We start from the raw sequence: 21,776 nt of genomic DNA on the forward strand, positions 1-21,776 counted from the left end.
CCCACGAAGAAGACAACCACCTGCTCAAACTACCAGATGGAAAATGGTGCCGAAGGACTGATACGTCCGCCCAGCACCTCTGGATCCCTACCATACACCCATGGCCACCACCAAACTCGATCACCTTGATGAAACCGCCCGTGCCGGAACGTTTTCCCCCGTTTCAGAACTGCTCGAGGAACTCAGGGCTGGCAGAATCATCATCCTGTGTGACGATGAACATCGCGAAAACGAGGGTGACATGGTGGTTGCTGCAGAGCACGTGACCCCGGAAATCGTCACGTTCATGCTCACCCATGCCCGCGGGTATATGTGCCTGTCACTGACTGAAGCCGACTGTGATCGTCTGGAACTCCACGACCAGGCAGCGGTGAATACGTCCGTCCGTGGAACGCCTTTCACGGTTTCGATCGATGGCCATCCAAGGCACGGGTTTACCACCGGGGTGAGCGCTCGCGAGCGTGCTCGGACCATCAAACTGGCTCTTGATCCTGAATCGACACCGGACGACTTTGTCAGGCCTGGGCATATCAATCCATTGCGATCCCGCGATGGTGGTGTGCTGGTCAGGACGGGGCAGACAGAAGGGTCTGTCGATCTGTGCAGGCTTGCTGGACTCCAGCCAGCCGCTCTGATCATCGAGATCATGGGGGATGATGGTGAGATGCTGCGGGGACCTGCTCTCGCAGACTTTGCACGTCAGCATGGCATCAAAATGGGCACGATTGCGGACATTATCGAGTATCGCCTTGCTCGCGAGAGCCTCGTGCGCAGGGTGGATACTGGTCCTGACGCGAAGGTGAAAACGCCGTACGGTGAGTTTGACCTGATCGTGTTCGAGAGTCTGGTTGACCCGCTTCCCCACATCGTGCTGAGTGTTGGAGGCGTTGGCCTGCTGGATTCATCGGGACGTGTGAAGTCGTGCGATGATCCCACGCTTGTTCGTATGCATCGTCGCAACTTGCTTGGCGATGTCTTCGATGATCCCGGAGCGAGCGAGCACAGTACAGGATCGCTGCTGCGTGCCTCAATGAAGCGGATCCAGGCTGAGGGCAGGGGGTGTATTGTGTACCTGCGCCCGGAGGGCATCGGAGAGGATCTCGCTCAGAAACTCCTGACGATCCGTCGACCGAAGTTTGAGTCCGGCACCGAGCGTCTGGATCTGACCCACCCCGATTCGATGGCATCCGGTGCACTTCCCATGGATCAGCGCGAGTTCGGCGTTGGCGGGCAGATTCTCAGGCAACTCGGGCTGACTAGACTTCGGGTGCTGACAAACACACCAAAGGCCATGCCGGGTCTCGACGCATTCGGTCTGGAAATTATCGAGCAAGTTCACATCCGATAAGAAAAAGTTTACTCTCGCATCGACCATCTTGTACAAATGTCGTCGATATTCCAATCAAATTCCGAACAAATTTACAGCCCCTCACTTTCTTCTGGCTCCTTGAATAGATATTCTGTACCTCCTGTTGAGCGGCCAACGTGGCATGCGTCAACACCACACAGTGCGGCGAGAGGCTGATGCACACTCCAGCCCGTCGTACCCATCGCACACATACCGGAGATTTTGGAATGGCACGTACAAGTGGAAACGGGAATGGTCTTCTGGTTCTTGGTCTTGCAGCGGGTCTGGTTGTTGGAGTTGGCGGCACAATGTGGCTGACATCTTCGAACGCACACGCGGCTCAGCCTGAGATGAAAGCGGATGGCGGCCAGCCGGACGCCATGGATGCCGAAGCGCTGATGCAGCCGAATGAGCATCACAAGAAGCTGGAGAAGCATGTCGGCACTTGGCGCACCGAAGGCTGGTTCATTATGGATGATCCCACCCAGCGCATACCCATCAACGGAACTTCAGTACAGACGATGGAGATGGATGGACGTTACATCTTTACGAAGTTTACTGGAGATGAAGCGCCCGATGGCAGTGTCTTTCGAGGTGCGGGTGTCCTTGGTTACGACAACGTCAAGCAGATGTACTTTGGTTCATGGCTTGACAATATGGGCACCGGCATGATGGTGCAGTATGGCAACATGACAGATGATGGTGAGATCGTTGTCGAAGGCGACTTTGAGTATGCACCAGGCGAGATAATGACCATGTGCAACCGTACAAAGTTTCTTGATGACAATACGTATGTCGAGAGTTTCTTTATGGTTGTTGGTGGCGACGAAGTGATGCAACTTGGCGAGTTGAAGAATACGCGTAAATGAGATTCATTCTCATCTCGATCATTGGCATTCTTTGAGACTCGTTCTCATTAAGAAACTGCTCGATCTCCTTGGGTATAAAGCACTTTCTGCTCAGCCGCCTGTCTGTTGGACGGGCGGCTGATGTGTTAGCGCAGCGTCTGTATTTTGTTACGCACAAAAAACTTTGTTCAAACTCAAGCAGAAGAGCAGAAATTCAAGTAGACTGGATGTTCCAATCTGAAGGTTCGCGTTTCAGGGTTGTCGTTGCATGAAACCATGTGTCCTGTGCGCATGTATGTTTATATAGAGTGCAGGAACCAACTGAGTTGCTCTGTACGTTACTCGGAGACTCCACATGAGCGATGGATCGCCACACCTTGAATACCTGACTGGATGTTGTCGTACAGATGGGACACGTCGCGGTGCGAGCGGAGGGCACGCGGTTCTTGACGTGTTTGCTGGGACATGGGATGCGCGCAGTTTGTTCTGGATTCGACCCGGCGAAAAACCACTTGAATCAACCGGCACGATGAGCAGCCAGTGGATTCTGGGTGAGCGATACCTTCAGCAGAGATATGTTGGAGCACAGATGTTCGACCAGGAGTATGCTGGCTGTGGCATCTGGGGGTTTAACTCAACTACCGGCGCGTACGAGTGTGTATGGTGTGATACTGCTGCGTGCATGATTCTGTTCGAGCGAGGAAGCTTTGACGAGGACAAGAAGGTGTATATCGCGGATTCGTCTTTCATCTCGCCAACAACTGGACAGATCATGCGCAGACGATCTGTCGTGACGGTTCGATCAAACGACGAGCATGTGCTCGAAACCTACCTCGGGCCTGAACCCGACGCAGATGAGCTGCTGCAGGCAAATGAATCCGGCTCAAATCCGTTTGAGTCCGCTCCTGAGGTGCTGCGCGTGTCCTCTCTCGACGACACCTTTGACGCACCGAAGGTGATGGAAATCCGATTTTCCCGCCGGTCCTGATACCTGCCGAACCGGTCACCATTACGACTTCCTTGGAACGCATCAACTGAAACCTTGCTGAATCCTGACGGACTGTGGAACCGCGCGCAACGAGTTGAACATATACTCCAGTCTCTCTACACCGAAACACAGCCCTGATCAGATCGGTCTGGGACGTGCGCAGCAATCGAAGGGGATTCTGCAGGTATGATCGAACTGAACAAGCTCCGAAAAAAGTTCGGGCCTATTACCGCGGTTGACGGCATTTCGATGCATGTCGGTCGCGGTGAGGTGCTCGGGTTCCTTGGGCCGAATGGTGCAGGCAAGTCCACAACCATGAAGATGGTCACGGGCTACCTCTGGCCAACCAGTGGGAACGTGACCGTCGATGGGTATGACGTTGAAAAGGATCCGATCGCGGTCAAGCAACGCATTGGGTATCTGCCCGAGGGCGCGCCAGCGTACCCGGACATGACGCCACGCAGCTTCCTGCGATGGGTGGGCGATGTGAGAGGGCTCAAGGGTCGCGCCCGGACACGGCGGATCGACGAGATTGTTGATCGAGTGCAACTCCGTGGTGTGATGCGTCAACCAATTGATACGCTGTCAAAGGGATACAAACGCCGTGTCGGGCTCGCCCAAGCGCTGATCCACGATCCGGATGTGCTCATTCTTGATGAGCCAACGGACGGACTCGACCCGAATCAGAAACACGAAGTGCGCCAGCTCATCCGCAGGCTCGGCGATGACAAGTGTGTGGTGCTTTCGACACACATTCTTGAAGAGGTCGATGCAGTCTGCACTCGTGCTGTGATTATTGCAAATGGAAAGCTGGTTGCTGATGACAAGCCCGATGTGCTATGCGCACGATCCCGCTCACACAACACCGTGTACGTGTGTTTGCCGTCAAGTCAGTTGGTGATGGCACGCAAGCTGAGCGAACTTCCCGATGTTGCTGACGTGCAGTATACGGAGGAGACGAATCCTGGTGAGGTGACGCACGCCGATGACCATATTGTTGAGTGCCGAGTCGTGCCGCAGAAAAACGCGTCAATTGCAGGCGCGGTGAATGATAAGCTTCGCTCGCTTGGTGCGACGATCCATGAGATACGCGTTGATCATGGGAAGCTCGATGACGTGTTCCGCCAGCTCACAACAACGACATACGTCAAGGAAGGGGGCAACTGATGCGCATGACGTGGACTGTGTTCAAGCGCGAGCTTGCCGGCTACTTCGCGACACCGGTGGCGTATGTATTCATCGTCATCTTCCTTGTATTGGCTGGTACCTTTGCCTTTGCTGAAGAGTTCGGGGCACTCTACGAGCGAGGCCAGGCGGATCTTGCATCGTTCTTCGTGTTTCATCCGTGGTTATACCTGTTTCTGATTCCCGCACTCTCGATGCGTTTGTGGGCGGAAGAACGCCATTCGGGTACGTTCGAACTGCTGATGACGCTTCCCATTCCAACGTGGTCGTCGGTCGTGGGCAAGTTCCTTGCAGCGTGGGTGTTCACAGGTATTACGCTTGCTCTGACATGCCCGGTGTGGATCACTGTGTGGTATCTTGGGGATCCCGATCACGGGGCTATCGCAGCGGGGTACATCGGCAGCTTTCTGATGGCTGGTGGATTCCTCGCGATCGGCGCGTGCATGAGTGCTTTGACACGATCGCAGGTCGTTGCGTTTATTCTCTCCGTGGTTGCTTGCTTTGTGATGCTGCTTGCGGGGCACAACGTTGTGCAGAGCCTGATGGCAGATCGCGTGCCCGAGTTTATCTCTGAAACAATCAAGGGATTCTCGTTCCTGACGCGGTTTGATTCCATCTCGCGAGGCGTGATCGCACCGAACGATCTTGTGTTTTCGTTCTCGCTCATCGCGGTGCTGCTGGCGGCGAACACGATCATCGTCAACATGAAGAAGGCCGGGTGATCCATGAGGACGAAACTCGTTTCCATTGTCGGGCTGGTGTTGCTAGCAGTTGTGCTGCTCGGTGTCAATATCGCAAGCAACCAGTTCCTGAAGGGCGCTCGTATCGATCTGACCGAGAACAGGCTCTACACACTTTCCGCGGGATCGCGAAAGATTCTGAAGGAAGTTGATGAACCGATCAAGTTCACGCTGTATCGTTCCAAAGCGGTCGAAGTTGGTGATCCCGGATTCGATGCGTATATGAAGCGCGTCGAGGAGATGCTCGAGGAATACCGGAGTGCTTCGCGTGGAAAAATTACGTTGAGCATTATCGATCCCGAGCCGGATTCCGACGCCGAAACAGAAGCGCAGCGTCTTGGCGTGCAGGGTGTTCCTGTGCGTGCGGATGCCCAGTTCTACTTTGGTCTTGTCGGTGAAAACTCGACCGATGGGCGCGAGACCATCCCATTTCTTTCGCCGAACGAGGAGCAACTGCTTGAGTACAAACTCACCAAGCTTGTGTACTCGCTCGATCATCCGGACAAGCGCGTGGTCGGCATCATCAGCCCGCTGCAGGTCAACGGCACCGAGTATGACCCTCGCTCTGGTCAGCCGCCCGTCGAGCCGTGGCGCATCGTCCAGGAGATGAAGTCTGTCTTCGATGTGCGCATGCTTGGGCAGAGCACAGACACACCGCAGATTCCGGGTCTCCCTCCGCAGCAGGCACCGATCGAGAAGATCGATGATGATGTTGACGTGCTGGTGCTGATCTACCCGAAGAATCTTCCAGAGCAGACACTGCGTGCGATCGACGCGTACACAACCGCTGGCCGCTCGCTTGTTGTGTTTCTTGATGCCTTGTGCGAGACGGACCAGCCACCGAATGCGCAGCAGAACCCGCTCGCGGTGCTTGAGATGGAACGCTCAGCAAATCTCAGCACGCTCATGAGCGCGTGGGGTGTTGATCTCGATGTCACACAAGCTGCAGTGGACATGGCGCTCGCAGCGCGAGGCATGTCGCCCGATCGCAGGCAGATCGTGCCGTATATCCAGCGCATCAACGTCAAGGCAGACCAGACAAACACGAACGATCCGGCGATGTTTGCGAACCCGAACGCGATCGTGTCGTTCCTGTCTGCAGGTATTCTCACACACGATGAGAAGTCAACAACAGCGTTCGAGCCGTTGATGTCAACGTCAGACCAATGCATGATCATCAAGAAAGAACGCCTCAAGTACTTTGCAACGCCGCAGGAGCTTGTGGCGGAGTTCGTGCCACGTGGCTCGCCATTGACGCTTGCAGCACGGCTCTCTGGCGAGGTGCGTTCGGCGTTTGCAGATGCAGAATCTGAGCCGACGGGCACGATCAACGCGATCGTCTTCTCTGACGTTGATCTGCTCAACGATGCGCTCTGGACCCAGCCGATCCAGCTTGGCAATCAGGTCATCTATAACAAGACCGCGTACAACGGTGACATGGTGATGAACGTGCTTGATGCGATGTCGGGGTCGGACGATCTCATCAGCGTGCGTGCTCGTGGTTCGTTCGCGCGTCCGTTTACATTTGTGCAGGAGATCCAGACCAAAGCAGAGCAACAGTATCTTGCCAAAGGGCAGGAACTCGATGAGCAGTATCGCAAGCTCAACCAGGAACTCACGCAACTCATCCAGGCGAATCCTGAACAGGTCCAGAACACGGGTCAGATTCTTCTGTCGCCCGAGCAACAGGAACGCATGGCAAACCTGCAGACAGAACTCGCTGACATCCGAACGCAGCAGCGTGAGGTGAAGCGGAATCTGCGCGTCGATGTTGAGAGACTGGGACGAGATCTGAAAATCCTCAACATCGCTGCTGCTCCGGCATGTGTGCTCGTCATCGCCATCTTTGTCGCGATGTACAGGTCAGGTTTGAGGCGGATGGATCGCGCAAAGGTTGGCAAGAGACTGCAGAGCGCACGCGGATAATCAAAGGTACCAGTGAGCAAGTGAGGACAAATCGATGAATGCAAAGTCGCTTGGCATGCTGGTGTTTGTTGCTCTGATCGTTGGAGTGATCGCGACGCTTGCGGTATTCCTTCAACAGAAGAACCCCAGCACTGCGTCAACAAAGCTGCCGGATGTGTTGTTTGCGTCGCTCGAAGACAAGGTGAACGACATATCGCAGATGCGCATCGAGAACAAGGGCGAAACAGTTACGCTGTCTTCGAGCGGGAACGGCTGGACTGTCGATTCTTATGAGGGATACCCGGCGCGGTTTGAGCCGGTCAAAAAGCTCATCATGGAGATTGCGCAGGCCAAGCCAGTCGAGACCAAAACCGATAAGAAAGACCTGCTTGGTCGTCTTGATCTTGATGATCCGTCGCCAGAAAACAGCGCGTCATTGATCACACTCTCAGGCAAGGATGGCTCGCCGCTCGCAGCATTGGTGATTGGAAAGACCGACAGCTCAGGTCAGCGGTCGTATGTTCGCAAGGCGGGTGAGACCCAGGCGTATACCGCTGACAAACGGTTCAGCGTGCTCACGATGGGATCGCAGTGGGTGGATACATCGATCATCAAGCTGCCTCGCACCGACGTCTGGACGGTCACGGTCACACATCCCGATGGCGATCAGATCCAGCTCTGGCGTGAATCACCGGACGAATCGAGCTTCACGCTGCTGAATCTGCCCGAGGGCCGAACCGCAAAGCCTGCAAACCAGATCGGCGCATCGACCAGTGCACTCGCATTTCTCTCGCTGACAAACGTGACAAAGCCCGCGACAGAAGCCGGTCCAGACGAATCACAGATTGAAGCGCTCGGGATCACCAGCCCCGATCCCGTCACAGTTGAATACCTCTCGTTTGATCAGTTGAAGGTGGTCTGCACGATCTGGCAGGCTGAGTCCAGCGCGTGGATGATGCTGCACGCCGAATCAACATCCGATCCGGCAAGCGCTGACGAGATCAACAGTCGCACGCGCGGCTGGCTGTACGAGATCGGGCAGTATGCCGCTACAAATATGACACCGAGGCTGGAATCACTACTCGAGCCTGCGTCACCAGGGTCTGGACCGGTTGGTCCTGCAGGAGGATGATTGGATTATTCTGCTTGTTCATCAGCAACGATGACAAGCCGGTACAGACGCATCTCGCCCGTCGCGTTGGGCGATTCAATTTCTGCGAGCACAAGACGCTGGGGTGGATCGGCAGCAAAGAACCCGCCGCCGCGGAAGATCTCGCCGAACTCGTCATGGAACTCAGCGAGTGGGATTGTGAGTGTCTGACCGACCGCGAACTCGTCGACCGGCTTGGAGTACCGCGCGTTGAGCCAGATCGTGGATGGTCCAAAGTAATGCGAGGTTGTGTTTGTCATTGTCAACGTCTTCACGTGGCGAAAGACCTGGATGTCCATCACGGGTGTTCGCTCGAGTGCATCCGGGTACGGGCGCTCGTCGCCACGGACTTGCACGCGTGATGAGCACCCAGCGATCAGCATACACAGGGTGCACGCTGAGATTAGTGCGTATTTGTTCGTTGGAAGGCGCATTTCTATGATCCTCGCACGCAGGCGCAGAGTGCGCGTGCAACGGGATAGTAGGGATGGGCTGCAGCGAAACATCGCCATCGACACGCGGAAACGCGACAGCACGCTCGCCGGGCATTGCGCCTGGACTGGGCGATGTTGACGTGATCGCGATCGCGCGCGATATTGCTGCCCAAGGCATGGATCCCCGCGTGACAAGGCACATGCCAGCGTTCGATGCGCCGTTCTTTCAGGCTGGGCTTGCGGGATATTCTGACGCTGCGATGCGCCTGATCGCGCGCCAGCACGGGTGCCCGATGTGCGTGACCGAGGCACTGCTCGACCGCACGCTGCTCGGCGGCGGACGAGGGTTTGCCAAGGCAGATCTCGGCGACATCGCAGAGAACGTGCCCGGTGGTGATCACGATCATCCGATCTGTGGGCAGATCATGGGATCGACACCGGACGAGATGGCGATTGCCGCACTGAAGATGATCGAGCAGGGACAGCGAGCTGCTGCCGACTACCGCGAACTCGCCTACGCGGACAAGCCGGAGTTGATGTCCGATGCTGCGACCGAGCATCTGCGCCTGCCCGGGAATATCCAGGTGCCAAAGCTGAACTTTGATGTGCAGAAACTCGTCGACACTGCGCAGCACGGAACTGCAAAGGCCGAGTGTCACGAACTGAGTCACGGGCAAAGCTTCGATGCGATCGATCTGAACTTTGCGTGCCCCGTGAAGAAGGTGAAGAACAAGGCGCGCGGTGGGCACTGGCTGGTCGAGCCCGAGGGCGCCATCGATATCATCAGAGCGGTGCGAGAAGCACTTCCGGACGAGGTGCCGCTAACACTCAAGCTGCGCAGAAGCTACGACGACACGCCCGAGATGACTCGCAACTTCGCGCGCATTGTGGATGCAGCGACCGAGATCGGCTGCGCGTGGATCACTGTGCATGGCCGATCTGTTGTGCAGCGATACGTCGGCCCGAGCAGATGGGATCTGCTGCGCGACATCGTGCGCGCGCATCCGGACATCCCCATCTTTGGATCTGGTGATATCTGGACTGCAGCTGACATCTTCCGTATGCTGCACTACACCGGCGCAAGCGCGGTCAGCGTTGCTCGTGGTTGTATTGGGAATCCGTGGATTTTCAGGCAGGCACGTGAGATGATGGCTGGAAACGAGCCGTCAAAGCCGACGCTCGCCGAGCAGCGAGCTGTGCTCGAAGAACACTTTGCGCTCGCGCTTGCGACAAACCACGCGTACCGAGACACGCAGAAGATCACCGGCATGCAGATGCGCAAGTTCGGGATCAGGTTCGCTGAGCACCATCCCGATGCAGATGTTGTCCGTCGCGCGTTCATTGGCGTGACATCACTGGATGACTGGCAGCGTGTGCTGGATGAGCATTACGTGTCAGGTTGTGATTCGAGTGTGAATCAAGCTGTGTAGCTCACGCAGTGTGTCCCTGCTGTAGACAAAGAACGGAAATGTGCGATTGTGCGCAAGTTCAACGCTGCGCTGCTTTGCGCGAGCCTGTGCAGCATTGTCTGCTGTGTGCGCGAGTTGTTGCTGCGCTTCAGCTGATGCTGCTGCAGACTGCACAATCTCACGAAGCTCGCGGAACATCGCAGCTCGTTCAGCTTGCGATCCCTGATGCTTCGCAGCATTGATTTTCTTCACGAGTTCCTGCTTCTGCATCTGAAGTGTGTCATTTCCCAGTAGGGCTGGATTGTTTGCTGCACGATGGGGGAGTGTGAGTGCGTTCGAGATGGATGCTGGCGAGACGTGTAAACCGTTGGTTTGCACGAAAGATGCAGAGATCGGCGTGACCGTTGCGCTCGTGACTATCCACGGGTTCGGATCGTTGAAATACTGTTTCCATTGGGAAAACCACGCGTCGCCGATGTGTTCGTACTCACCGCCGCCGAGCCCATGGATAAACGCCTCGCATCCAGCGATGCGGAGCATCTGCGTCATCAGGAGCGCCCGCGGCGCGAGTTGCATGGGTGTGCGTGATGTGCCTGGTGACAGGTCGGCAGCATGCACAGGAACCCGGCCTTGCTTTGCATCGATCGACCAGATCGGGAGTTCCTGCGAAGCGATGTCAAGCGGACGCATCTTCGCCTTCGGCGCGATGCGCGTCGCGTTGTTGTACGCGTGGATGCACCGGTCCGGATCTGCTGTCATGCGCTGCACGATCGATGAGAACAGGTCGGTGCGCGCGAGTGCGGTTGCTGGTATGACGATGGGGCGTTGAGTACTTGTTCCCGTGATCGCGTCAATCCATTCATAGATCACATCCATCGCTGCGAGCGTGAACTGCATCGCGATAGACGATTCGCCTTTATGTCGTTCGAGTGATGCTTTGATGCGCTCGGTATTGATCGTGCCAGCATCCGGCGCAGTAGATACGGATTGCAATGATGGGACAAGGCACAACGGCCGATTCGCATCCAGCATCGTACGTGCAGCGCCGGGTGTGTCGAGATCCCATGAGAGTACATCAATAGTGCCATTTGTTACAACAGGCAAACGGAGCGAGATGAGCTGAGACGATGTGAGCGTGTCCTGATCGACAACAACCCACACTGGCTGCGCGTTGTGTTGATGTGCGAGATCGTGCATCGCGAGTACTTTGGCAACGATGCCCATGTGCCAGAATCCGGGCTGATGACCAGACATCACAATCGGGACGTCAGTCGGCAAGCCGAGCTGCGCACGAAACTGCTCCTGCACGGGATCAAGCTGGAACGGTTGTTGTTGCAGTGAGGCGAGCGCATCATCGACACCATCCATCACAATCGAATGCGATGCGCGATCAGAACCCGATTGCGACACGGCACTTTTCACCGGCGACAACACCCGTTCGTGCAGCTGGTTGTAACAACAGGCTCTGCTATATCCACAAGTGCTTCGGCGGGCAGTTTGTCTGCGCAGATGCGCAGCTCGTCGTGCAACACTGAGCGGTAGTGTGCGAGCCGGTGCTGTGCGTCGTCGAGCACGCCGCCGAACGAACGCGACGGATCGTTGTAAATAAGCGTGACGGGAATTTCTGTGATGCGGAGATTGTTTGCTGCAGCCTGCACCCAGAACTGCATCGGAAACGCATAGCCTGTTTCCGTGAGTTTGAGCTTTTTCATCGCGCTGACGTGATGGGCTTTGAACCCGCAGAAGGCATCGGTGATGTGCGCGCCAAATCGCGATCCGAGACGTTCGTTGATCTCGTGTGTGATCGTGCGATTGATCGCTTTGCGATCCTGTGGCGGCGCGCCGATGGACTCTGCTTCGGGCGCGAGATAGCGCGAGCCGGAGATAATGTCTGTGTCGTCGCGATGCATCGCTTCCAGAAAATCGCCGATGCGCTCGGGTTCGTGCTGCTCGTCGCAGTCCATCGTCAGCACCCAGTCAAAATCGTAACAGCTTCCCCATCGGAACGCGTCGCGCAATGATCTGCCATACCCGCGATTGACCGCGTGGCGGATCACCTCAACGGGTTGTTTGGAAACAAGTGTCGGCGTGTCGTCTGTTGAGCCGTCGTCAATCACGAGGATGTTCGTTGCGTGCTGGCGGACACGTTCGAGCACGCTCGTCACATATTTCGCCTCGTTGTAGACGGGGATGGCGACCAGCACTCTCATTCGAAGCTCCTGCAAGACAGCGTTCCATTGCGACAGCAATGCGTCTCAGATGCGTGAGAATATCGTAGGTGACGGAATCTAAACGAAATCCAAACGAAAAACGGCGATGGTCAGTGAACTCAGTCCTCTAATCCCACCAGATTCGCGTTGGTTTTGAATCGTTCCATCGCTGCGAGCAACTGCTCGACCTGTTGAGGCGTGGGCATGGCCATCAGCCTTCGGCGGAGCGCTGTCATGGTTTTCAGTTCCGTTGGATCGAGCAGCAGATCCTCTTTACGAGTGCCGGAACCGGCAAGGTCCATCGCGGGGAACAGGCGGCGCTCAGCAACCTTGCGGTCGAGCACGAGTTCCATATTGCCCGTGCCCTTGAACTCCTCGAAGATCACCTGATCACCCTGGCTGCCCGTATCAACAAGGCACGTTGCGATCATTGTGAGTGAGCCAGCCTCTTCGGTGTTGCGCGCAGAACCGAAGATTTGCTTCGGTATCTCGAGCGCTTTGGAGTCGAGGCCGCCCGTGAGTGTGCGTCCGCTCGACGCGTGCTTGCGCGATCGGTTGAACGCACGCCCGAGGCGTGTGAGCGAGTCGAGCACAACGACAACGTGTTTGCCCGCTTCGACCATCCGCTTGCATCGGTTCATGCACATGGTTGATATCGCAATGTGCTTGTCGATGTCGTGGTCGTTGCTCGACGCGAGCACCTGGATACGGTCCTTGTCCCAGGGCTTTGACCATGTGCCCTCAGCCAGTTCCTTTGCGGTGCCGCAGAGCGTGCGACGAAAATCAGTGACTTCCTCGGGACGCTCATCGACGAGCATCACGATCACATAGATGTCTTTGTGATTGAGCAGGACAGATGTTGCGATGTCCTTGAGGAGTGTTGTCTTGCCTGCCTTGGGTGGCGCAACAATCAGGCCTCGCTGACCTCGGCCGATCGGGCAGAACAGATCGATCAGCCTGCACGACACAGGGCATCCCGGATATTCAAGTGTCAATCTCGGCTGCGGATCGATGGACGTCAGATCCTCGAATGCGGGATGCTCTGCGTAGATCGCAGGGTCCTGGCCCTCAATCTCGACGATCCGGCTGACCTCGGCCCGTGCTGGACGCTTCCCGCCGCGCCGCCGCCGCTTCGGCTTTGACATTGAGACAGTTGTGGTGATCTCAACGCCAGGACGCAGGTGGAACTCATTGACCAGCGATGTTGGTATCCACGGATCGTCGGGGGACACAACCAGCGATCCATTGGAGAGCTGACGAAGTCGAGACTCGGTCGGCGTTGGTGAGTCAACGATACCGATGATAGTCTCTGTGGACATTTCATCTGCGACATCGAAGTCGACGCTCGTGGCGCCAGCATTTGTCTTGCTCTGGATCAAAGTGGTCTCTCCGTGTGCGCTGGTGTGCGCACAGGAACGGGAAAAGAGACTTCGGTACAACAGAAGTCAACGAGATGTTCTTGTACTATCTACACGTGTGCGAAAGGCACACAGCCAGATTGAAACTCCTGGCACGAACATATGACCTTGTGCGCTGATGCGCTTCATCGGCGATCGATTGGATGCATGCGTTGTGATGCGTTCTGCAATCGGTCAAGCCTGTTTCGCAGAAGTATACGCATACAGATGTGCTCAGGTTGCAACCGCATTTTTCATCGTAAAGTACGGCTGTGTATGCGCATACCTACAACGCGACAACATACTAATGACTGGTCTCACACCAATCGTTTCAACTTCAATCTCACTCAGCATGCACAGTCGTGCTGGAACTGCACACACGAGCAATCAGCACACAACTCGCTGTGATGCCATCTGTGCATAGGTTCATCTGCATTCCGATGCCGATTGCTGCACATGCTCCTTCGCACGTCCGCTGCACCCGGCAGGATCCGTCTATTGGAGCATGTTTGGTGATCGATGTCAAGTGTCTTGTGCGCACACTGACGGTTGAAGGTGTAAAGAGGGGTGAGTTCCCGGCCCTGTTCCGTGGTCTTGCCCGTTCGGCAGCGATTGGATATGAGCCAAATGGATGAACAGTATTCTCGGACGAACACACGGAATGCTCTTGGAAGAGGCCGACTCACTGGATGTTGTGGAGCGCTGACCAATGATTGTTTGTTGTGCATCCATGTCGAGGTGGCGCACGTTCTCAACACCAACGGACCAACACAATGACCCAGTTTCGGCACGACCTGTCGTTTTTTTCTTCAGCACTGGTTCTTATGTGCGTTGGGCTGAGTGCCTCATGCGTGCATGCGCAGGTAGAGCCCGGTTCTGAGCCGTTGCCGCCCCGTCCGGAACCAGCACCCGAGACAGATATACAGCCTGAACCACTAGGCCCACCTGAGCTTGAGGTTCGTTTGCGGGAGTCGCTTGCCATGTACGGCAATGAGGGTGCTGTGCTGGATCTGGATGCATTCCTTGAGCACTCCGTTTCGCACGCTGAGGTAGCGCGAAACAACGGTGCTCTTCCGATTGTGGCGTATGTCTATGAGCATCCGCTTGAGCTTGAGAATCTGGAGTTGGATCTGTTCAATCGTGTTGCTGCAGCTGCGACCCAGGGCACACTGGACGTCTGCGCACCGTTGATCGCGTACGGGCTGGGCATCTTTGAAGAGACCAATTCTGTGTATGTACGCGCACAGGTCGCCGCAGCACAGGAGGATCCTGCTGCCATGCAGGTGATAGAGGATGAGATCTTTGCGATATTCCAGTCGATCAACGAGCGTCGCGATAAGGATGCGGGTCACATGCTCGACTTTGCAAAGTTCCTTCGGAGCGCGACAGATACATCGATAAATGATCAGGCAAAGTACATGGATCTCCTCTCTGATGATTTCACTAGCACAACGCTGCCAACGTTGATCGGTCCTCATTTTCTTCGTCTGGGTGAGATGGCAGACAGTCTGCAGGATATCGTGAATAGTACGGATGCGATTACCCCGCCGGACAATGTGAAGGAAGTTGTGCCAGAAGGGCTTATCCACTACGCGGAACCAACACCCGATGGCTGGATCATTGTCGGAAGCGTGCTGAACAATGTGTACAACATGGACAAGATTCTGGTTGTCTTTGATCCTGCTGGCGACGATGTATTCAACTACTCGCATGTGCAAATTGCGCAGTTGCAAGCGGTCTTCGATCTTGCTGGCAATGACAAGCATATAGGTACGGTGGACGGTGCCGGTCCTGCCACGGCGGTCATGGGGATGTCCATCCTGATCGACTTTGCTGGTGATGATCTTTATACGTCGAACAGCAGCGTTTCGGTCGGAGCAGGTTTTTTCGGGTGTGGTCTGCTCATTGATCACAAAGGGAACGACACGTACCAGATGACCGGCGCGGACTCTGCATGGGGCATCGGTGCGGGCATCCATGGAGCGGGCATGATTATCGACCGCGACGGCGACGACACATATATCTCGAAAGGGTTGGGTGTCGGCGTTGGAGGCATCAACGGGTTCGGTGCAGTGCTCGACGCAATGGGACGCGACACCTATACAGCCCAGTTGCACGATCCTTCAACCGACGATGTGAACTATCCACGATCGATCTATGGATTTGGTTCCGGGGTTGGTGTGCATGGGTTTGCGCAAGGTGGATTGGGTGTTTTATATGATCTCTCGGGGACGGACACATACAACCTACCTGCGCGTGCAATAGCGACCGAGTATGGAATGGGTGTTTTTCATGATGAGTCCGGCAACGACATACTCAGAACTGCGTATGCGGGTGCGGCAACTGCAGCAGCGACAAACTCAAGTGTCGTTGTAGCAGTAGATAACGACGGCGACGATGTATACCAGGGCGCCCTTGCAACAGCTGAGAGTAACTCCATTGCCTTACTCATTGATCGGGGCGGAAAGGACAGCTACACGAATGGCGAGCCTGTTCATTCTGGGCCGCGAGGATCCGATGATTCGATCGCGTCTGCATCTGGCACCTCGCTTGCAGTGCTGATTGATGTCAATGGTGACGACACGTACACGTGCGATGGCGGATTGATAGGCCAGAGCGGCAACGACACCTACGACGCGGAAAGCCTCAGCATCGCGCGATCATTCTCGTTTCTCATCGATCTTCTGGGCACAGATACATTCAATGTCTTCAACGAAACGAGACGTATAGACAAGGCGCAGTTTGCTGCTCCCGGCAAGCCCGCAAAGAACGCTGATGGCACACTGACGGGTTCGTCGTACGGGTTGATCATCGATATAGACGAAGTACCAAAGCCGAAGCAGCCCCCGGCTGTCGGGCCTCGCTGATCGTGATTCTGTTCGCTGCGGATAGAGATCACGCCAGCATCGCTGTACGTGTGTTACTACACTGGTTTTCCAATGGCTGAAACAGCACCACAACAATCAGAGGCACCTGTCGCAGAGACGACTGTCGATCCAGCGACACAGAGCCGGGAGACGATGCTGCAACGTCTCGGTCCTGCGGGACTGCTTGGAATTGCGTGGGCGGTGATGCCAGCCTTGTGCGGGATCGCTTTGCTTGCCAAGCTCGGGCTCATATCTGAGTGGTTGCAATCGCACGGAAGCCTTGGACTTGTGATCTACATCTCGGTGTTCATTGTTTCGTCGGGGCTCGGATTGCTGCCCACCTACGCGCAGGCGATACTCGGTGGATGGGTGTTCGGAGCGGCAGTTGGTATTCCAGCTGCGTTATGCGGATTCGCTGGTGGATCGATGATCGGGTACGAGATCGCGAGGTTCGCATCGCAGCATCGCGTCGAGAAACTAATTGAAGAGAACGTGCGTGCTCGTGCGGTGCGCAATGCGCTCATCGGTGGTTCATTCTGGAAAACGTTCGGCATTGTGACGCTGGTGAGGGTTCCTCCGAACTCGCCGTTTGCGCTGACAAACCTGCTCCTCTCGAGTACCGGTGTGAAACGGAGTATCTATCTTCCCGCGACGGTCCTCGGCATGGCACCGCGGACGATCATCACCGTGTACTTTGCAGCGGTTGCCAGCAGTACCGGCGCAAAGTCGATTGTCGAGTTTGCGAAAGACAAGTGGCTGATGCTTGTCATCGGGTTGCCGTTGATGCTGGTCGTGCTGGGGATCATCGGATATATCTCGAACAAGGCAATCGAGAAGGTGACACGATCGCAGGAGCCGGAGGAGGTGCCAGCAGAATGACAACTGCGATCATCTATCTCTTTGTCGGCGTGTGCATTGCGGTCTTCTTTGCAGCTGTTCGCTGGCTTGTAAAACCGATTCTCTCGCGCCTTGTCATGACCCCGATCATGGTCGTGTTCTGTGTGCCGATGATTCTGAGCGCGAACGAGCTTTCACAATATCTTCTATGGCATCGAACAACACTCGACGCGCGAGCCCAGATCAAAGCCGAAAAGCTCGACTACGACCATACGGAAACAAAGATGGAGAATGGTGCGCACATGCACACGCGCCTGTACTCAAAGCCGGGTTCAAGCACGCTTGTGCGGGTGCCTGAGTTCTCAGGTGGCAAGCGTCTTGTATCGTCGTTCAGTGTGCTTGCGACTGCGGGAGTGAGTCTCGGATGGCTTGGTGTCGTCTTGGCACCGTCGTTCATGCGCTGGCAGAAAAAACAGCGAGCATCGGTCAAGCCGATTGAGGCGACAAAGCCCGACAAACAGGGCTAGAAGAGAGCAATCAGTACTGCAACCGAAGCGAGGCGTAGAACGAGCGGTCGTCCAGTTCTGCGTTGGCTTCAGTGACGTTTGCATGGAAGAGTTTATACCCAGCAACGATGTCGGCCCACGTCGTCAGCCCGACACCAAACTCCGCACCGATGTCGAGATACTCGGCCCCGTCTGAGCCAAAGTTTCCCATGGCTCTACCACGCAGAAAGACATCGCTGTCGACGTTCACCTGCATCTGCCCACCGATGACCGGCACCGTTTCAAAGCTGCCGTTCGGCTGTCCCGGTAATGGAGCGCGATCATCAGTGCCGAAACCAATGCCTCGTACTCCGCCGAGCAATGAGAGCCTGAACGCGTTGGTGCTGATGGCATCCCATCCAACCGACGCGTCAACAATCTTGACCGACGACGCACCCCCCCGCAAATGTGCAATGGAGTGGTATGGCGCGTAGATACCAACCTCGTCATCAATGGTTGACGTTCCAAGTGTGTCGAGTCCAACTTCAAAGCCCAGTCCGGGCATGACATTGAATCGCTTGCCGAGTCTTGAATCGAACGGGCGATCACTGATGGCTCGCGACAACGCAGTTCGATACGTGAGTGCCGATGTGAAGCTCTCATCGTCAGCACCGTTCTCACCAATCCATGGCTGACTTGCTGGTCTGGTGTCACCGCGTGATGGGCCAGTGAGCAGCGACGATGGCGGGTCGATCGTCTCGTACAGGAAGACGCCTCGCGTCAGTGATTCGCGAAGAATAATCTCGCTGATGCTGGTTGTCCGATCGAGTTCAGCCTTGCCGGATCCGTTTGTTGTGGTGGCTTGTTCGCGTGGAGCGGAAGCACGCAGTATGTCGAGACTGGAATAGGCTGATGTGTTTGAGAGTGCGAAATGATCTGGATCTGCGCATGCACCGCGGGCATTTGTGAGCAGCAGCGCTGATACACATCCGCACAGGCAGGCTCGATTCACCAGCAAACCCATACACGCTCCCGATCGAACTACGTGAGTCGCAGTCTCGATCATGCCTGTTCCGACTGGACTCTGGGGACAAAGCCCACGAGGAACAAGTTCATTCTACAAACTATGCCGGGCTATTCCAAGGCAGCCCAGAGAGGACGTGAAACCCTCAGCCCGCACACACTGCTTCATCATTCACTGTTCGTATCGACGAAGTGGATTCGAACGCCGCAGAAGTTGCAAAAACGGCAGAAATGTGACAAACGGTACAGCTAACTTTGTTTGTGCTTACGAACTTGGGCCCTATGCTCGACTTATTGTGGTGTGCGTCGAACTTGTGTGTATCTGTTGCCCGATGAATCTCCCGCATGATCGTGCTCAACTTCCATGGCATCGGTGACCCAAAGAAAGCAGGGCGGACGCTCGAACCCAACGAAGAGCGCGTCTGGGTGAGCATAGACATATTTGAGCAGATTCTTGATGGGCTTGGCAGGCTTGGTGATGATGTGAAGCTGACGTTTGATGATGGGAATGTCAGTGATGTTTCGGTTGCACTCCCCAGGCTGATAGAGCGCAAGCTCAAGGCCTCTTTTTTCCTCATTTCTGATCGGATCGATACGCCAGGTGCTGTTTCTACCAACGATGTGCATACGTTGCTGGATGCGGGAATGAACATTGGTGTGCATGGGAAATCGCATTGTGCATGGGGATCCTTGGACAGGCACAAGCTGTCGGAGGACATCATGGTTGGGAAGGAAACGCTCGAGCGATTCACAGGCAACTCATTGACAACAGCCGCATGTCCATTCGGAAGTTACAACCGATTCGTACTTGGGTTTCTACAAAAGCATGGCTTTACCAATGTCTACACGAGCGATGCGGCCGTGACTTCATCGAGCAGTTGGTTGCGTGCGAGGTTCTCTGTTCACGATACTGATACGATTGATTCAATCGTGTCTCAGGTTGCAACTGCACGCTCTTTTCCACGGTCGTTGAAGGATCGTGCACGAATCATGGTGAAGAGCTTCCGATGACCGAGCACGATGCGCACACATCATGGTCGCCACTCGTGCTGGCTGGTTATGCTGGAGCGCTCGCAGCGCCCGAGGTTGTCTGGAGTCTGCTTGATGCGGGATGCCGTGTCGTGTGTTTTTCGAATCGTGATATCGATTCGGTACTTGGATACGAACCCAACGTTGTCATCGAACCTGTGCCGGATGTTGCTGAAGGGGTCGAGCGCGTTGTATCAGCACTCGACGAATTGATTGAGAAACATCGTCCCGATGTCCTGCTGCCAATGGATGATCTTTCGCTGTTTCTTCTCGGTAGAACACACAAGGCATTGCATCTCCTTCCGAATGCAGCAGAAGGCACGTCGGCGGTGCCGTTAGACAAACGCCTCCAACTCGACCTTGCACAGAAAGCAGGCTTTCAGGTGCCTGAGTTCGCGTTTGTCGGATGTCGAGATGACGTGTCAGGATGGTCAGTTTTTCCAGCTGTGCTCAAGCCCGCGCTGGTTGCAAGGGAAATCAACGGCAAGATTGGCCGATCTTCGGTAAGACATGTTGAGACGAGGGAGGATCTCGATCGTCAACTTGAAACTGCCGATTTTACAGAGCCATGGATTCTTCAGCAATATGTGAAGGGTGTTGGCGAGGGGCTCTTTGGGCACATGATGAGTGACCACATCGCGAATGTCAGCGGGCATCGGCGTGTGCGCATGATGAATCCTGCCGGTTCTGGCTCAAGTGTGTGTGTTTCGATACAGCAGGACGAGGGTGTCGTGACCGCCGCAACAAAGATGCTGCGTGAGATCAACTGGCGCGGCATGTTTATGATTGAACTGCTCCGAGCCGAGGATGGAACTCTGTGGTTCATGGAACTGAACGGTCGGGCTTGGGGAAGCATGGCGCTTGCTCGCAGACAAGGGTTTGAATACCCAGCGTGGACTGTAAAGCAGCATCTCGATCCGGAGTTTGTTCCGCTCGAAGTGCAGGTAAAGTCAGGATTGATATGCAGGCATCTGGGGCGCGATATTGTGCACCTGCTGTTTGTGTTGCGGGGCAGGCGTGGTGCACCAAAGGATATTTGGCCTGGCAGGATTTCGACTATGTTTCGCGTGCTCGTACCGAACTTTTCGTACACGTACTACAACAAACGTAAGGGTCGGTTCAGGATGTTTTTTGCTGACACCATCCGTACGGTTCGAGCGCAGCTCAGGAAACGGTCGGCATGAGTGGAAAGCAAGGGATCAGGATTGCCAGCCATGTCCATTCGGACTGGTCGTATGACGCGAAGTGGACGCTGGAGGAACTCGCAAGTGCATTTGTAAAGCGAGGGTATCGCGTCGTGCTCATGACTGAGCACGACAAGGGATATGACGAGCAGCGCCGTCAGGATCATCGTGCTGCGTGTGCACGGGCAAGCAGTGACCAGATATTGATGATGCCGGGTATCGAGTATTCGGATGCAGATAATACAGTGCACGTGCTCGTGTGGGGTGACGTGCCGTTTGCTGGCGAGGGTGTTCCAACGTTGGAACTGCTCAAACACGTCGCTGAGCATAAAGGTGTTGCGGTTCTGGCGCATCCCACGCGAAAGAATGCATGGCGGCGTGTAAAACCTGAGTGGATCAAGTTACTCGCTGGTGTTGAACTCTGGAATCGAAAGAGTGACGGCTGGTGTATCAGCACTGATGGTGCGAATCTGATTGCAGAAACAGGATTGGCCGCGTGGGTGGGACTTGATTTCCACCGATCGCGACAGTTCTTTCCGCTTGCAATGACAATGCAGCTTGAGGATGGCGTGAGTCTAACAGAGTCGATAATGATAGAAGCGATTCGTGAAGGTACTGTTGTGCCAAAGGCGCTGGGAGTTCGTGCAGATCAGTTTGAAGCCGGTTTCCTGGGCGCTGCCAGCAGATTCGCTGACAAAGCTCGACGCTCAGTGCTCCGCATGATTCGGCGGAAGTAG

At 55.5% G+C, this 21,776-nt stretch carries 19 protein-coding genes; 14 read left to right on the top strand and 5 right to left on the bottom strand.

Features of this window, described 5'->3' with window-relative positions:
* Nucleotides 1–100: 100 nt before the first annotated feature.
* The 7 genes from ribB (at nt 101) to H6815_06225 (ending at nt 8,146) form a co-directional block, all read left to right on the top strand.
* Nucleotides 101–1,348, top strand: a complete 1,248-nt coding sequence (gene ribB, locus H6815_06195; protein ID MCB9860029.1) for a 3,4-dihydroxy-2-butanone-4-phosphate synthase — start codon at nt 101–103, stop codon at nt 1,346–1,348.
* A gap of 227 nt (nt 1,349–1,575) precedes the next feature.
* Complete coding sequence (locus H6815_06200; protein ID MCB9860030.1) at nt 1,576–2,217, top strand: DUF1579 family protein; 642 nt, start codon at nt 1,576–1,578, stop codon at nt 2,215–2,217.
* A gap of 334 nt (nt 2,218–2,551) precedes the next feature.
* Complete coding sequence (locus tag H6815_06205; protein MCB9860031.1) at nt 2,552–3,184, top strand: DUF1579 family protein; 633 nt, start codon at nt 2,552–2,554, stop codon at nt 3,182–3,184.
* 186 nt (nt 3,185–3,370) lie between these two features.
* The gene (locus tag H6815_06210; protein ID MCB9860032.1) at nt 3,371–4,351 is read left to right on the top strand and encodes an ABC transporter ATP-binding protein; all 981 of its coding nucleotides are present in this window, start codon (nt 3,371–3,373) and stop codon (nt 4,349–4,351) included.
* Nucleotides 4,351–5,091 (top strand): ABC transporter permease subunit, encoded by a 741-nt coding sequence (locus tag H6815_06215; protein ID MCB9860033.1) that lies wholly within the window; start codon nt 4,351–4,353, stop codon nt 5,089–5,091. Before H6815_06210 ends, H6815_06215 begins: the two co-directional genes overlap by 1 nt.
* Nucleotides 5,092–5,094: 3 nt before the next feature.
* Complete coding sequence (locus tag H6815_06220) at nt 5,095–7,035, top strand: Gldg family protein (GenBank protein MCB9860034.1); 1,941 nt, start codon at nt 5,095–5,097, stop codon at nt 7,033–7,035.
* 34 nt (nt 7,036–7,069) lie between these two features.
* Nucleotides 7,070–8,146, top strand: a complete 1,077-nt coding sequence (locus H6815_06225) for a DUF4340 domain-containing protein (protein ID MCB9860035.1) — start codon at nt 7,070–7,072, stop codon at nt 8,144–8,146.
* Between the two features lie 5 nt (nt 8,147–8,151).
* Here the strand turns inward: H6815_06225 and H6815_06230 are convergent, their stop codons facing one another.
* Entirely contained in the window at nt 8,152–8,598 is a 447-nt protein-coding gene (locus H6815_06230) for a hypothetical protein (protein ID MCB9860036.1), read from the bottom strand.
* Between the two features lie 53 nt (nt 8,599–8,651).
* On the opposite strand from H6815_06230, the gene H6815_06235 reads away from it, so the two are divergent.
* Entirely contained in the window at nt 8,652–10,028 is a 1,377-nt protein-coding gene (locus tag H6815_06235; GenBank protein ID MCB9860037.1) for a tRNA-dihydrouridine synthase family protein, read from the top strand.
* Here the strand turns inward: H6815_06235 and H6815_06240 are convergent.
* From H6815_06240 to rho, 3 genes are all read right to left on the bottom strand, one after another.
* Complete coding sequence (locus H6815_06240) at nt 9,993–11,429, bottom strand: hypothetical protein (protein MCB9860038.1); 1,437 nt, start codon at nt 11,427–11,429, stop codon at nt 9,993–9,995. The two genes, H6815_06235 and H6815_06240, sit on opposite strands and share 36 nt — an antisense overlap.
* Nucleotides 11,426–12,217, bottom strand: coding sequence for a glycosyltransferase family 2 protein (locus tag H6815_06245; protein ID MCB9860039.1), 792 nt, complete (start codon nt 12,215–12,217; stop codon nt 11,426–11,428). Before H6815_06245 ends, H6815_06240 begins: the two co-directional genes overlap by 4 nt.
* Before the next feature lie 119 nt (nt 12,218–12,336).
* The gene (gene rho, locus H6815_06250; protein ID MCB9860040.1) at nt 12,337–13,596 is read right to left on the bottom strand and encodes a transcription termination factor Rho; all 1,260 of its coding nucleotides are present in this window, start codon (nt 13,594–13,596) and stop codon (nt 12,337–12,339) included.
* Nucleotides 13,597–14,387: 791 nt separating this feature from the next.
* Here rho and H6815_06255 point away from each other — a divergent pair.
* From H6815_06255 to H6815_06265, 3 genes are all read left to right on the top strand, one after another.
* Nucleotides 14,388–16,481 carry a hypothetical protein gene (locus H6815_06255; protein ID MCB9860041.1) on the top strand — a complete coding sequence of 698 codons (2,094 nt, stop codon included), beginning with the start codon at nt 14,388–14,390 and terminating at the stop codon, nt 16,479–16,481.
* A 72-nt stretch (nt 16,482–16,553) separates the two neighbouring features.
* Nucleotides 16,554–17,360 (top strand): TVP38/TMEM64 family protein, encoded by an 807-nt coding sequence (locus H6815_06260; protein ID MCB9860042.1) that lies wholly within the window; start codon nt 16,554–16,556, stop codon nt 17,358–17,360.
* Nucleotides 17,357–17,845 (top strand): hypothetical protein, encoded by a 489-nt coding sequence (locus H6815_06265; GenBank protein MCB9860043.1) that lies wholly within the window; start codon nt 17,357–17,359, stop codon nt 17,843–17,845. Before H6815_06260 ends, H6815_06265 begins: the two co-directional genes overlap by 4 nt.
* A 10-nt stretch (nt 17,846–17,855) precedes the next feature.
* Here H6815_06265 and H6815_06270 read toward each other — a convergent pair whose 3' ends face one another.
* Nucleotides 17,856–18,827, bottom strand: a complete 972-nt coding sequence (locus H6815_06270) for a hypothetical protein (GenBank protein MCB9860044.1) — start codon at nt 18,825–18,827, stop codon at nt 17,856–17,858.
* 344 nt (nt 18,828–19,171) lie between these two features.
* Here H6815_06270 and H6815_06275 point away from each other — a divergent pair, with 344 nt between their 5' ends.
* The 3 genes from H6815_06275 to H6815_06285 are packed head-to-tail and all read left to right on the top strand — an operon-like array spanning nt 19,172 to nt 21,776.
* Nucleotides 19,172–19,837, top strand: coding sequence for a polysaccharide deacetylase family protein (locus H6815_06275; GenBank protein ID MCB9860045.1), 666 nt, complete (start codon nt 19,172–19,174; stop codon nt 19,835–19,837).
* Nucleotides 19,834–21,039 carry a hypothetical protein gene (locus tag H6815_06280; protein ID MCB9860046.1) on the top strand — a complete coding sequence of 402 codons (1,206 nt, stop codon included), beginning with the start codon at nt 19,834–19,836 and terminating at the stop codon, nt 21,037–21,039. The genes H6815_06275 and H6815_06280 overlap by 4 nt, the downstream gene beginning before the upstream one ends.
* Nucleotides 21,036–21,776, top strand: a complete 741-nt coding sequence (locus H6815_06285; protein ID MCB9860047.1) for a hypothetical protein — start codon at nt 21,036–21,038, stop codon at nt 21,774–21,776. The genes H6815_06280 and H6815_06285 overlap by 4 nt, the downstream gene beginning before the upstream one ends.

The organism is Phycisphaeraceae bacterium, assembly GCA_020639155.1.
Classification (GTDB): Bacteria; Planctomycetota; Phycisphaerae; order Phycisphaerales; family UBA1924; genus JACKHF01.

Bases quoted from the DNA above. Each gene is read 5' to 3' on its own strand.
- ribB (MCB9860029.1), top strand. From the start codon at position 101: ATGGCCACCACCAAACTCGATCACCTTGATGAAACCGCCCGTGCCGGA.
- H6815_06200 (MCB9860030.1), top strand. From the start codon at position 1,576: ATGGCACGTACAAGTGGAAACGGGAATGGTCTTCTGGTTCTTGGTCTT.
- H6815_06205 (MCB9860031.1), top strand. From the start codon at position 2,552: ATGAGCGATGGATCGCCACACCTTGAATACCTGACTGGATGTTGTCGT.
- H6815_06210 (MCB9860032.1), top strand. From the start codon at position 3,371: ATGATCGAACTGAACAAGCTCCGAAAAAAGTTCGGGCCTATTACCGCG.
- H6815_06215 (MCB9860033.1), top strand. From the start codon at position 4,351: ATGCGCATGACGTGGACTGTGTTCAAGCGCGAGCTTGCCGGCTACTTC.
- H6815_06220 (MCB9860034.1), top strand. From the start codon at position 5,095: ATGAGGACGAAACTCGTTTCCATTGTCGGGCTGGTGTTGCTAGCAGTT.
- H6815_06225 (MCB9860035.1), top strand. From the start codon at position 7,070: ATGAATGCAAAGTCGCTTGGCATGCTGGTGTTTGTTGCTCTGATCGTT.
- H6815_06230 (MCB9860036.1), bottom strand. From the start codon at position 8,598: ATGCGCCTTCCAACGAACAAATACGCACTAATCTCAGCGTGCACCCTG.
- H6815_06235 (MCB9860037.1), top strand. From the start codon at position 8,652: ATGGGCTGCAGCGAAACATCGCCATCGACACGCGGAAACGCGACAGCA.
- H6815_06245 (MCB9860039.1), bottom strand. From the start codon at position 12,217: ATGAGAGTGCTGGTCGCCATCCCCGTCTACAACGAGGCGAAATATGTG.
- H6815_06255 (MCB9860041.1), top strand. From the start codon at position 14,388: ATGACCCAGTTTCGGCACGACCTGTCGTTTTTTTCTTCAGCACTGGTT.
- H6815_06260 (MCB9860042.1), top strand. From the start codon at position 16,554: ATGGCTGAAACAGCACCACAACAATCAGAGGCACCTGTCGCAGAGACG.
- H6815_06265 (MCB9860043.1), top strand. From the start codon at position 17,357: ATGACAACTGCGATCATCTATCTCTTTGTCGGCGTGTGCATTGCGGTC.
- H6815_06270 (MCB9860044.1), bottom strand. From the start codon at position 18,827: ATGGGTTTGCTGGTGAATCGAGCCTGCCTGTGCGGATGTGTATCAGCG.
- H6815_06275 (MCB9860045.1), top strand. From the start codon at position 19,172: ATGATCGTGCTCAACTTCCATGGCATCGGTGACCCAAAGAAAGCAGGG.
- H6815_06280 (MCB9860046.1), top strand. From the start codon at position 19,834: ATGACCGAGCACGATGCGCACACATCATGGTCGCCACTCGTGCTGGCT.
- H6815_06285 (MCB9860047.1), top strand. From the start codon at position 21,036: ATGAGTGGAAAGCAAGGGATCAGGATTGCCAGCCATGTCCATTCGGAC.